Source organism: Candidatus Nitrosocosmicus sp. R (assembly GCF_054408505.1).
This window is the reverse complement of sequence record NZ_CP167090.1, coordinates 890394-902874: the sequence shown is the minus strand read 5'-3', so window position 1 is coordinate 902874 and position 12481 is coordinate 890394. Positions and strand designations below refer to the sequence as shown.

The window sequence follows — 12481 nt, the reverse complement described above, 5'->3', positions numbered from 1 at the left end:
GATCTGTACAATTAAGGGAAGTCTATCTGTGTAATAATTTTGCTTTATCTTGTATTTGCAGATTTGATGCCAATAATATTTTAAATATGATTTTGAGATCTTGGAAATATGTGTTACCTATACCCGTTTGTTTTTGACGTTGTATGGACAATGATATCTGCTGATTTCAAAATTAATAGCGAGAGTTCAATAACTATATTGTTTAAAAAAAAGTGCGGTCTTGAGAAGTTAATATGTAGTACATGCTGAGAATTATTTCTACCTCGGGAACCCGTTATTAGAAAAGATGTCCAAAACTAAATCGTAACTACGGCGACGCTGACTGATGATACAATTCATTTTTAAACTCATCCTGTTAGTAATGTTTACTCTAATTCCATAAGGGTCTTTGCATCTTTTGTTCTCCGCGTCGTTTATGCTAGACCCTTTTTTTTATAGGAATTTACTCTAACAATATATCCTCTTTACAGTAACAATCAAGATATAAAATAAACTTTAGTATCAATCGTTTAAACTTTCAAGAAGGAAAAATAAAAAGACACACCTTTAGACAGAACGTTGCTAATTAAAAAAAAACCGGATTCTCTGCAAAAAAAAGCTAAAATGATATCAGGGAGAACTCAAAATAGAAAGAGGGAGGAGTGAGGAGGGAGATCAGGTAGGAAAGGATAAAGATCCTAATGACATCAATGCTACTCCTAGTACAAGACCAAGAACAATTAAGATTACTCCTATAACTATAAGGGTTATTGCTATAATCCTAACAATACGACTTATTGACGGAGAGTGAAACAACGGAGTAACACAAAAAAGTACTATTCCTATAACCAAACATATTATTCCTTCAACTATCATGATTTTATTTGTTAATATAATGTTATAAAAATGATGTTATTATATTTTTTAAAAATATCATTAAAAACAATTAATATCGTCCTAGAGTACTCTATATAGAAACGAAATGAGCATAAATGAAAAAACTTAAATTAATAAATTAACGATAATATTAAAGGTCTCAAAATAATGCCCATTTTATCACCAAAAACAAAATAATGAGAGCCAAAAATCCTACACAAGACCTTTCATAATTATCAATCCATTCCTCCCTTTTTGGTGTCTTTTATTTTCATCTGAAATAAATGAGACAAATTTACCTTCACTTTCATACCACATCAAATTTTCTAAAAAAATTCTCAATCTTTCAACTTGTAAATTATTTAATAATTTTAGGATTTAGAGACAAAAAATGTATTAATCAATCAATAATGCAAGATTAACTTTTTATTCTTGGCCACCACTATGATATGGCCCAGTCAATGATAATAAATTTGATAAAATCCCTAGTCATAGTTTCTAAGTTTATGATCTAATTAGTCAATTTTGTAAATGTAAATGATTATAAAGTATACTCCATCAATACCTCCAATGAGATCGACAAATTTTTCCAAAACCTTACTCCTGATTATTTAGAATCCAAGGACTTTAGTATTAGCGGCGAAGTGGATTTACCAAAAAAACATTAGCAATTTATCGGATCTCCTTTCTTGACTTGTTGTTGAGATCGTTGCTCTTTTTTCAGTTTCTTGAACATTTGTTCCATGATTTTTTTTATAATTGATGTTTGTATTTCTTGTGTTTGTGAAATAAGGTAGGTAACACTAATTGAAATTCAGTGAATAGCATTTCTCTGTTAAGCAGTACTTTTTAAATAGCAATAGCTATTGTCTTTTGTGATTTGCCCACATTGTAGTATAGCGTATAGCCCTAATTTTATAGTCCGTTATCCAGAATATGATGTAAAACTGAATTATGGATTAAAGTATATGTCAATTTTGTCAAAACGGCCTTGACTGAGGAGTTTGTATCAGGAAAGGTTTATGAGAATTGAGCTGAACAGACTATAGTACTGACAAACAAATGAACCTGCCCTGTAGGATACTTCTCTGCTTGGTTGTGACAACGGTGATTATCATCATCTATTACTCTATAAATGAGAATGTGCTAGGACAACAGCAACCGCCAACGAATAATATTACTAATTTAGAAACTATCATTCAACAGAACAACAGGATAATTCAACAAAATGATGAGACTGCAATTCAGGTCCGAGCTGATACTTATATCGGTACTATCGCATTACTTGTTAGTCTAGCACTTGTAATTTATGGATTTCAACTGTCGCGTGGAAGTAAAATAACACAAGAGGTAAAACGACATTACCAAGTCATAATATTGTCATTGATAGGTCCAGTATTAATTCTCATCACTGTTGCTTGGTTTGCTTGGAGCATCGAAAATAGATTCATGTATCCACATTATAATATAATGGTATCTTTATTGATTATTCCAGCTTTAGTAGTGATCATTCTAATGTTTAAAGGATCAATTATAGGTGATGACCAGTCGATTAATTCACCTAATACTAAAAATGAATGATGCGATACCGTCATACCCTAGCGGAGGAGATTTGATATGCGACAAACAGTTTTAATGGAATCTATAGATAACTATAAAGCTGCAGTCGTTTAGCTCTACTATGGTTTCCTTTGAGTCAAATGTGATTCCTAGTTTGGGTTCAAATGATCATTCATTCTCTTTATTAGTTTGATAATAATGTCCTGATTAGGGTCTGTAACTTTACACATCTAACTATCTCTATAATTATTGTCACGAAGACAGAGTCATGCCATAAACTTTAACATGAACCCTATATCTCCCAATCCTCTTTTTAGACCTAATAACAGACGATCGAAATCTATTGAATACCGATTTATCGAAGTAAGAATATCATCGAGTTATGAATCAATCATGGATAAACTTTCAGTATGAAATATTTTAAGAATAATATATATGAAAAAGATTAACTAGTAGCGAGTATACGCTTATTTCATTTACAATATCAATGTTTTGATGCAGAAATATTAGTTGAAACACAGCCAATACAGATTCATATTATTAACAGTATTTTTTTGGTTCTTAGATTGACTACTTCTGTGTTTAAATACTGAATGTAGATGAGTTTCAAATAATTGATGTATCTACAACACTACAAGAAGGGGGCATAAAATATCTAGTAGTAATGTCAAGATAAAAAATCACACTTGGATTTCTGAAAGACTCCTTATTGTAACTATCTTAATAGATAGATTCCTTATCCTTTGTATTTGTCAAAGATTATCTCCTTACCAAACGCAAGGATTAGGGCGCTCCAGCATACTTTGACCAGTCATAGCTGCCGCAGTCGGAATTCAGAAGTTGCGTTTGATCGTGTTGGACCTGTGGTGAGAAGCGCCAACATAGGTATAGTATACATCGGCGAAGATTTCGTCTTGGCCCCCCCAATCCTCGTTCAAGTTCGCCCCGATAGCGCTATCAGTGAAGAAGAACGTCCCATCTGGGCCGACGACGCCACCGCCACTAGGAGCATTGATAAAATCTTCAGACGCCGGATCCTCGCCCCGTAACCGCCAAAACACCGTCTGATTTGGCATGAATCCGGAACCTCTGATGTCCACCCGGTAGACTCCAGAAGACCCTCCAGTCGGAGTAATGGAAAGCTCTACTACTTCCACCATAATATTACCTCCTTTATACACTCCATTTTTCTGTCATAAACATTCTTATTCATTAAACTGTGAAAACGGATGAGAACATATAAGGCTATATTAACAGCGATAAACTTTTCACGACACGGATTATTTTTTAATTAATATTTGCGGGTACATCTGGGATAATGCCTTATCCGAGTTCGATTAACAGTGCAATATATTTATAATCCGTATATTTGGTCTTTTAATCGGATGTAATCAAATCTCTAATAAAGACCAAGTTTTGTGGGTTATCCCAACCATACCTTAGAATTAGAGATCATACCAAACTGCAATTAGAAAAAAAGAATTTATTCAAATTCGTCTACTTGACGAATCTTTTGAAAAAAATTGATCATCGTAGAATCTCAACCCAAAGATAACCCTAGTAATTATTAGTCAATTAGTCGTATTCTGCAATTTTGGATGTAGAAATTTCGACAATATTAGTACTAAATATACTATTCAACTAATATTATTTCTTTAAATTACTATCGGGCTGCAAGGAGCCATCAGGATTGGGAATAAACTTATCAATGTTAGGTGTCTTTTGATATTGTTCATTCATCCTAGCAGCATTAGAGAGGTAATTATCTTTAATGAGGTCCAACTGGCTGAGCATTGATTTTTTTGATTGCTCATTTAGAGTTAAAAAATCAGATTCCATCTTTTCAATATTTTTTACTATCTCGCTATTTCCAAACATGCTATAATAGGTTTTCATAATAGAAGCATTCGTTTTGATAATTTGTACATTCTGAAGATATGCATTTTCAATCATGTTTTTGAATTGATTATAATTTGATTCTCTGTGTCTTTTTTTCTTTATATGCTCGTGATTCTTTTTGTAATTTATTATTATTATCTACCTGCAAAGAATTTACTACCTTTAGATAGTCATCTAAGATTTCATTTTCTGTGGGTCGGTAATAGCTATTACTGATACCAATACTATGAGATAACAATTTTTCGACGTTTATTGGTTTCATTCCTCCAACCTCACATCTAGTTTTAAACCATTTTCTAAATGAGTGAACTGCAGAGAAAGGATGTCTTATCTTTTCATGTTCAAGTTTTCTTCTGAGACCCTGTGCCCAGATTGCCCTTTCAATTAACCTCTTTATTCCAGATGAAGCCAATTTTTTAGGTTTTGTAACCAGACCTTTACCATCCTTTAGAGAGCCACTATCCCACAGGTCTCTCATAACCCAGCTGTTTTCATTTATAATCTCCCCACAATTCTCACGGTATTTTATCCATTTGTGTAATTCGAAGTATGCCTCACCTGAAATAAATGTAAAATACTCCTCGTCCTCTCCAGCATAGACAATCACCTTTGCAGCCACCACCGGAGCCACGTTTTTCGACTGGTTTTATGTTACCCCAACGACGATAATCCCAAGAACCCAGTCGGATACCTGAAGACATCATGGTATAGACTATTGCCTTAATCCTTCTATCAGGATATTCAATTATTTTTTGTATTTCATCATCTGTTGGTATTCTATCATCTGCAAAGCTTATTCCTTTAGGAAGACCTCGGGATATTCTTTTCCAAGAAATTTCAATATCTGCCAATTCACAAAATAGCTTGATGCTTTTTAGATAATTTTGGATAGTAGATGCTACTATTTCCTTATTTTGAACTCTGGTAACCTGGTACAACATAAAATTCAATACTGAATTAAAAACCCGTTTACTTTCTTCCGATCTTGCCTTTTCAATAAACTGAATACTTTTTTCTTCTGTAGTTTTACCCTCCACTCCTACAAAATGGAAAAATTTGTCTATCCTTCCTTGGTACTTTTTTCTGGTCTGACTCGACTTTAGCGAGTATAATAAAGTTGCCAGATATTAAGTTCCACATTGTTTTGATGATTTAACACTTTTTCTTATACACTTTTAATTCGTAGAACCCAAAATAAAGAACCATTATCGTAATGGACCGAGTGGGATTCGAACCCACGACCTCGGCAATGCCAATGCCGTATCCTACCAGGCTAGACGATCGGCCCCTTCTATCTACATTAATTTTTGTGACGCATTAATATTTGTTGAGATGGAAGTTATTTTTCAGTAAAAAATTTTTGAAATAATTTTCACTTGTATCGTAAAACGATATAAATTAAACGGCAAAATTTGCATAAATTATTCAAATTTTTTTTGTTCCAATTGACTTTTAATTTTTATGCTCTAATATGTATAATGGGTGAAAAAAAGAGAATAGAATTTGAAAAAAAACCCTACATTGCAGTAATAATTCCAGATAAGATCGAAGGAAAAAAATTTAAGCCAATTCCTATCGAATACATAAGCGGCGACAATAAAGAAGAGATATGCTTTATTAATGAGAGTCTTAAAATTGATTCAACTGGGATCACCAATAAGGAAGTAATCGATGATTTTATAAAGAAATTCCTATCGAACTGGAAAAATGTTAAAAGCAATCAGCCTTTGAAAAATTACATGTACTTGAATGCTCCAGACATACAACCCTCTGAGTATGAGAATTTGAAAAGAAAGTATTTGGAACTGGAAGAAAATTATCATAACAGATAACCTTTTCGTGGCAAAGATCGCAGATTTCTACTCATAAAAAATTGACAATAAATCAAAATAAAAAGTTTCTATCATAACATTTTTGCTGCCTTAGTACAAAAACTATCTCAAACTTGATAATCATAAATACTCCCCCCTATGACATACTGAATTTTCTGATGGAAGACAAAAATATCGATTGAAATTTACTACCTCGTCTCCAAGATAAGATAACTACTCATTGTAAGACATTTTTTATCATTTCTTGTATTAACAAGGCAATAATCTGAGAAACAAAATCAATAGGGGCTTAAGACTAAACATAACTCCACTTAAGAAAGGGTTTTATGAAATTTATCCAAACTAGAATTCTTTTCAAGACTACTATCAGGCAAGCATAAGTTTCATCGGTCTAGAGCGTTTGAGTCTAAAAATATCTTTGATCTGTTAATCTAAAAACGAATTCATAAAGTGGTACTTGGAAGAAAAGATTAATAAAATCAGATTCAAAGCCAGCCGTTGCAATGATCTGTCGTAATTAGTAGAATTTTTAATTGGAGTAGTTCAGGGCTTTGCATAATGGTAATATTGATATAATATACATCGTGTAGAATTTTATCTGTGATGAAAGTAGTAATGCCAAGCTGTAAGAATTTATTATTAAATTCGTCATTTACAATTCTCTTGTTCTCTATCTTGTTTCAATTCCCATTTTCAGCAAATAACATGATTTTCAGTTCTACGGTCAATGACTCTGCTAATATGCAGGCCTCACAACCTGACCCTGGCAGGAATATCATTACTAGTCAAAATACAGGAAATACTAATAGTAATACTAACGATGATAGTCAAAACCAAATACAACAAGATCAAATTAGCAAGATATCCCTAGAGGATGAACAAACAAATGAAGAAGCAACTAAAATTCCACAAGAAAATCAAGAAGAAGTAAATCAATTATCCGAAAGTCAACCACAACCTGCCGTAGAAATACATCCAGCTTGTGGTCAAAATGTACAAGGTAATGTAAAGTTAATTTCTAATTTGATTTGCAAGAGTGATGGACTCATAATTGGAGCAAACAATACCAACATAGATATGAATGGATTCTCACTGAAAGGTCCAGGACTAGACAGCAACAAGGTCGGAATCATGGTCGCTGGTCAGCATAACGTAACAATATCCGGTAACGGTATCATAACGGGATTTCAATCTGGAGTCTATCTCTCTGGAAGTAATGATGTGTTCGTTCACGACATAAATACTAACAACAACAAGGTTGCCTTTTATGTGACCGGTGCTCAAAACTCCGAAATAACCAACAACATGATAAACGATAATACTATTGGTGTAGCATTGCATTCGTCGGATGGTGCAGACATTAAATACAATCAACTTAGTCAAAACAGGCTGTCAGGTGTCACTTTAATCAATACTGCAAACAGTTTGATCAATGGAAACAACATATTGAACACGACGAATGGTATTTTCATCGATACACAAAGTTCCTCAAATTATGTGGACTTTAACAATGTATTCAATAACGTACTGGATATCAACAATGCAAATAATCTCCCGATAAATATTAACAATAATCATTATACTAACAACAATTGTATGACTAGTCTCCCATCGGGTCTATGCATAGGTAGGTAGCATTCACTGGGGTAGCATGAAATGCACCTATTTTAGTTTATTAAAAGCCTCGAAGAAAATCTCATGAATATAAATGCTAAAAAAATAAAGAGTATTTGTATTTGTTTAAACTCTAGGTTAAGGAATCAGTCTATTGAATCACCGTGTTATTGGCCATATTCATTTCCATAGGGTTATTTGAACCTGATTGATTCATCATTTGAGGCATCGCTGTCATATTTTCACCATTTATATTTAATGTACTCATCATATTTTGCATCATCAATGGAATCCATTGATCCATGAATTTTGAATCCTCCATCATTTTGTTCATTATATTCATTTCTTTCTCAGGCGTTAATGCGAGTCCATAAATTGGGGATTCACCAAAGTGATTGTTAATCATTGAAGGATCCAACTCTATGGCAAGAGTATTATTATTAGAAATTGTCCAAGTAGTCGGCACATTTAACACAGGTCCATCTTTCATTGTTATTGTTACAGAGCCCTGAATGACTGTATTATTTCCATCCATTTTCACATCACTAATGGTTGCGTTAGATATCTGATGCATATGAGGAGCTGACCCATTTTTCATTACCATATCAAATGTTGAATGAAAACCTGAATCAGTGAGGTTTGATGGATTATGATAACCCATCCAATGACCTGCTAATATCCAGTCATTATTTATGCTTGCTATAGGACCATAACCAAATTCATAATCAGCAAGAGATCCAGATAGTGCGAATGCATTTGTGGCTGTGAGAGACAACAAAGTTCCAGCAATTACAAAAGTGCTTAAAATTCTAAAAAAGTTAGTGTACGTAAACACATGAATATTTTATAGAACACCGTCTATTAAGTTTTAAATATGAATATTCGCGAAGGTCCTAAACAATGATGCATCAAATTCAAATTTTGTGACATGACAAAATTAGCTTATCAATTATCAATTTTCAATTTGGCTAATATCGTGCTTCGCTTAAAAGTTTTTAAAATAGACCACCCCTATTATAGAGACTAAATTATTTTGCACTTTGTGAATTGGCAGAGAGATATTGCAATTTCAAAAATTGAAGGTAAGATGGTAGTAATTAAAAGAAATAAGACGATAAAGAACATTAACGAGTATCTTTTAGTTTTCGTTTTCACATTTATTTCATTTGTACTATTGCACCCTACATCCCCATTTAGGACTGGTAAATCTATTCTGATAAATGAAGGTTCAGCCAGTAGACAGAAATTGAAGGATCTAGGGATTCACACACCTAGATTAATAGAAATCAATAAGGACATCATCATTGAAGAATATATCGATGGCGGCAATCTCTATGGATTTTTACAAAAGGGCCACAACTTAGAAATTGTTTACAAAGTTGGCACAATAACGAGAAGTCTACACAATAGCGGCTCTTGCTTCATTGACAACAAAGCTCAGAATTATTTAGTAAGGGATTTAGAAATAATACGAACCGACTTGGGTTTGATACAAAACCATGCATCAGAGTATACAAAAAGCGTTGACATTGGTATTTTTTTGGCTAGTTTATTGGACCTAGATAATGAAAAGTATAAAATTATAGAAAAATCTTTTTTGGATGGGTATAAAAACAATCCAAACGATAAATTACCATATTTATCAGTGATTGTAAGAAATATTGCCGCCCTCGTGCTAGTATCTAATCATTCTAACCTAGCAAAAAATCTACTAAAGAAATCCGATATCAAATAAAACTAAATTGGGGGTAATTCCACCTTTTTATCAAAACCTCCTGACCCAAATTTGCAATAAAAGCACTTGTCAGACATCATATATGGAATTTGTTGGATTACTACAGCTCCCAATTTCAATGCAATTTTGGTAATTATTCTATATTTTAAAGGCATGGCAGGAATCACTTCTTTGAAATAAACATTATAATGATCAGGACAAAATTTAAGGGTAACATTTGAAGCAGGTTTTTTATCAGTATCTACATTTTTACTATTTGTATTTAAAGTTTTGGCAACATTAATTTGCTCTCTAATATACTCGTGCTTCGGACAAGGACAGTCTTTTCCTCCTGGATGTTTATAAGCGGGAGTATTTTTCCAATCAAATCCTGGAAAATCTTTATCAAAATCATCCATATTACTCATCTATTAATCCACAAGATAGAATATAAATATATGTTTGTATGATATTCACAATCGTCTGAAATATAGTCATGATCTGCAGTAAATCAAGACGATATTTAGATCTGAAGGTGATATTTGACTTTTAGTGGCTCGATGAATAACAAAGTTAATCATCGTCTTTGTACCATGTAGTCTTCAAAATGGATTTATTTTTCAAAAATCCTATCAGTGGACTTTGAATTCCACCATCCTCGTTGATTTGAGAAGCTGGTAACCAAAATGCAATCAGAAAAAATATATCTTTCCATATATTAACAGGTTGTAAGCGGCGTGGTTCAAGAACAGAACAGTGGAAATCCAGCTACAGCTCCTTCTGCTGCAGCTTCAGGATCTACGACAAAAAAAGACAATAGATCGGAAAATTCAATAGATTCAAATCAAAAGACTCTGTTGGACTTCAAAAAATCATTAATAGAAGAACAAAAACTAGGGGAAACCCAAATTGAGAAAATCAATGAAAGTATTGAAGAAACAAAGAAGGTTATTGACGAAGAAAGAGTAAAGTTAGAAGCTGAAAGACTAAAACTAAAACAAATTAATGAAGTAAAGGATGCAGATTATGCAAAATTTACAGAATTAAAGAGCAACCTGATTGAAGAAAGAAAAAGAATGAAAACACTGGATACCAAAGCATCTAGCGGAGGAGGTCCAAGGTCTAGAAGAGACAGGTATAATCTATCAAATTTGACAAAAGCACTAGAGCAAATAGAGAGGGACATTCAAACAAAGAAATTATCAAAGGATGAAGAAAGACGGTTGGTCTTAAAATCAAAGGAAATAGCTACTAGGTTGCATGCCCTAAAAGTAATTCACAAGAAGGAGGATACGTACAAATCACTGGCAACAAAGTTTGATGACATTAAGGGAAAAATGAATGAAATATTTGACCAAAAAGCTGATGTTGGAAAGGGAATTGGTAAAATAAAGTCAAATTTAGATGAGTTGTTGAATAGGAGGGAAGAACTTTATGAAGAAAGACGAGGTGTCATTCACAGAGTTAGAGAAGCCGGGGCTAAGATAGAAATGGTAGATACCCAACTTAATGCTATAGAGTTTAAGAGAAATAGGTTACAGCATTCTTCAGAGAGACAGAGACGTTATAGTCCAGAAAGAAAGATCAGGCACGAAATACCTCAAGACAAAATGCGCAAAAACAGAGAAAATCAAGATCTATGGAATTCGCTAAAGGAGGTCGCCATGAAGAAAATGTCGAGCGGAGAGAAACTCACTTTCGATGAAATGAAATTGATTTATGCAGAAGAATCTGACTAATAGCGATTAGTTAAGATAAATTACTTCTATTTTTTACTATTATGCTAATTGAATGCTTTGAAAAAGACAGAGTTATTTCAAGCATCTATTACTTTAACTCTAATCCATATTTTTTTAGACCAAATGAGCGATACCAATTTTCCAAGATCTTAGTATTAAATTCAAGATAAATAGACATAAATCGGCCCTTACCTAAAATGCTCTCTTCTCGATCTAGCAAATAGATAAAAAAAGAATTCATAATGACGCTTAGATAATGCCCCATTTTCAAATAGCAATTATTTATGAAATGAGATGAACTGATCAATCTATCAAATAGATAGATGATAAGCAATTAAAATGACCAAATGGAATCGATACGATAGGTCTTCATAGAAAAAGTCAGTCAAAACGAATATAAAAAGACTAAGGGCAAGATAAATCAAAATAATTTAAGGTGTTAAATGAACGCAAGATAACGTTTCAAAACTTTGTGTTAAATGTAGACCATCCTCTCAGGGACTTGTGTTTTGGATAGTCTTTTTGTACTCCTAGCTTAGGAATCCTCGATCAAATGTATTAATAACATCTTTTGGGATAACAGGATGATTCTTCTTGTATATTTTGTAATCATGTCTCCTACCTACCTATCTACCTACCTGCTTATGTTTTGATTTGTAGATTAAGACCGAGTTCGTTTACTGTGTAGATTCTTTACTTCATGTTTTTTCTTCTTGCCAGAGTAGTGTATTTTTCTTCTCATCCTGTCCTTTGGTCTTGATATTTCTTGCTCTGTAGTCTAAAAGCCATGAAGCCTGGAAAGTACTGCTCAACTTCCTCCTCTGGTCTGTTCAATCTTTTAGTCATCTGATAGTTTTTGAAGAATTGGTACACTGTCTCATCAAGCCATCAATCTTTTAAATGTCTCTACATACTGTACTCTGGTCTAAATCAAACAAGTATCCGGTCAAGGTCAAGGTATAGGTCAAGGTATAGGTGATGTATAGTTATATTAAACTAAAATCATAACAAACCTGTTTTTTATGTCTAGATCAAACTGCCTTACTACTACTTCTACTGCTCTTCCTCTCTTTCTCTATCTTTTCTACGAGACAGAAGACGTTTTATCATGTTTGGTATTTTGATTCCATCGTTTGATAGATGTCATCAAACTGTTTGATTAAAAGACCAGTGAACGATTTGAAAAGTAAGTAATGGTTTTGTGGATAACCTTTCACAACATGCGATAGCAAAGGAAGGAAGAAAGGAAGGACAGGCTTATCTAAAAG

General features: G+C 33.2%; 12 protein-coding genes and 1 tRNA gene. 5 read left to right on the top strand and 8 right to left on the bottom strand.

The window, feature by feature from the left end; genetic code table 11:
* Nucleotides 1-654: 654 nt before the first annotated feature.
* On the bottom strand, nt 655-855 hold the full coding sequence (locus AAGU22_RS04675; RefSeq protein ID WP_458721066.1) for a hypothetical protein: 201 nt from the start codon (nt 853-855) through the stop codon (nt 655-657).
* A 1107-nt stretch (nt 856-1962) separates the two neighbouring features.
* On the opposite strand from AAGU22_RS04675, the gene AAGU22_RS04670 reads away from it, so the two are divergent.
* Entirely contained in the window at nt 1963-2436 is a 474-nt protein-coding gene (locus tag AAGU22_RS04670) for a hypothetical protein (protein WP_458721065.1), read from the top strand.
* Nucleotides 2437-3248: 812 nt separating this feature from the next.
* Here AAGU22_RS04670 and AAGU22_RS04665 read toward each other — a convergent pair.
* From AAGU22_RS04665 to AAGU22_RS04645, 5 genes are all read right to left on the bottom strand, one after another.
* Nucleotides 3249-3575, bottom strand: coding sequence for a hypothetical protein (locus tag AAGU22_RS04665; protein WP_458721064.1), 327 nt, complete (start codon nt 3573-3575; stop codon nt 3249-3251).
* Nucleotides 3576-4062: 487 nt separating this feature from the next.
* Nucleotides 4063-4368, bottom strand: coding sequence for a hypothetical protein (locus AAGU22_RS04660; RefSeq protein WP_458721063.1), 306 nt, complete (start codon nt 4366-4368; stop codon nt 4063-4065).
* 13 nt (nt 4369-4381) lie between these two features.
* Nucleotides 4382-4936, bottom strand: coding sequence for a hypothetical protein (locus tag AAGU22_RS04655; RefSeq protein ID WP_458721062.1), 555 nt, complete (start codon nt 4934-4936; stop codon nt 4382-4384).
* Nucleotides 4869-5351 (bottom strand): hypothetical protein, encoded by a 483-nt coding sequence (locus tag AAGU22_RS04650; RefSeq protein ID WP_458721061.1) that lies wholly within the window; start codon nt 5349-5351, stop codon nt 4869-4871. Before AAGU22_RS04650 ends, AAGU22_RS04655 begins: the two co-directional genes overlap by 68 nt.
* A gap of 177 nt (nt 5352-5528) precedes the next feature.
* Nucleotides 5529-5602, bottom strand: a tRNA-Ala gene (locus AAGU22_RS04645).
* 190 nt (nt 5603-5792) lie between these two features.
* Here AAGU22_RS04645 and AAGU22_RS04640 point away from each other — a divergent pair.
* Nucleotides 5793-6146, top strand: a complete 354-nt coding sequence (locus tag AAGU22_RS04640; protein WP_458721060.1) for a hypothetical protein — start codon at nt 5793-5795, stop codon at nt 6144-6146.
* A gap of 603 nt (nt 6147-6749) precedes the next feature.
* Nucleotides 6750-7781 carry a NosD domain-containing protein gene (locus tag AAGU22_RS04635; RefSeq protein WP_458721059.1) on the top strand — a complete coding sequence of 344 codons (1032 nt, stop codon included), beginning with the start codon at nt 6750-6752 and terminating at the stop codon, nt 7779-7781.
* 130 nt (nt 7782-7911) lie between these two features.
* Here AAGU22_RS04635 and AAGU22_RS04630 read toward each other — a convergent pair whose 3' ends face one another.
* Complete coding sequence (locus AAGU22_RS04630) at nt 7912-8595, bottom strand: hypothetical protein (RefSeq protein ID WP_458721058.1); 684 nt, start codon at nt 8593-8595, stop codon at nt 7912-7914.
* 198 nt (nt 8596-8793) lie between these two features.
* Here AAGU22_RS04630 and AAGU22_RS04625 point away from each other — a divergent pair, with 198 nt between their 5' ends.
* On the top strand, nt 8794-9495 hold the full coding sequence (locus tag AAGU22_RS04625) for a hypothetical protein (protein ID WP_458721057.1): 702 nt from the start codon (nt 8794-8796) through the stop codon (nt 9493-9495).
* Between the two features lie 2 nt (nt 9496-9497).
* On the opposite strand, the gene AAGU22_RS04620 is transcribed toward AAGU22_RS04625, so the two are convergent.
* On the bottom strand, nt 9498-9893 hold the full coding sequence (locus AAGU22_RS04620; RefSeq protein WP_458721741.1) for a hypothetical protein: 396 nt from the start codon (nt 9891-9893) through the stop codon (nt 9498-9500).
* Nucleotides 9894-10211: 318 nt separating this feature from the next.
* On the opposite strand from AAGU22_RS04620, the gene AAGU22_RS04615 reads away from it, so the two are divergent.
* The gene (locus AAGU22_RS04615; RefSeq protein ID WP_458721056.1) at nt 10212-11213 is read left to right on the top strand and encodes a coiled-coil protein; all 1002 of its coding nucleotides are present in this window, start codon (nt 10212-10214) and stop codon (nt 11211-11213) included.
* Nucleotides 11214-12481 lie beyond the last annotated feature (1268 nt).

Bases quoted from the DNA above. Each gene is read 5' to 3' on its own strand.
- AAGU22_RS04635 (WP_458721059.1), top strand. From the start codon at position 6,750: ATGAAAGTAGTAATGCCAAGCTGTAAGAATTTATTATTAAATTCGTCA.
- AAGU22_RS04675 (WP_458721066.1), bottom strand. From the start codon at position 855: ATGATAGTTGAAGGAATAATATGTTTGGTTATAGGAATAGTACTTTTT.
- AAGU22_RS04665 (WP_458721064.1), bottom strand. From the start codon at position 3,575: ATGGTGGAAGTAGTAGAGCTTTCCATTACTCCGACTGGAGGGTCTTCT.
- AAGU22_RS04640 (WP_458721060.1), top strand. From the start codon at position 5,793: ATGGGTGAAAAAAAGAGAATAGAATTTGAAAAAAAACCCTACATTGCA.
- AAGU22_RS04620 (WP_458721741.1), bottom strand. From the start codon at position 9,893: ATGGATGATTTTGATAAAGATTTTCCAGGATTTGATTGGAAAAATACT.
- AAGU22_RS04660 (WP_458721063.1), bottom strand. From the start codon at position 4,368: ATGATTGAAAATGCATATCTTCAGAATGTACAAATTATCAAAACGAAT.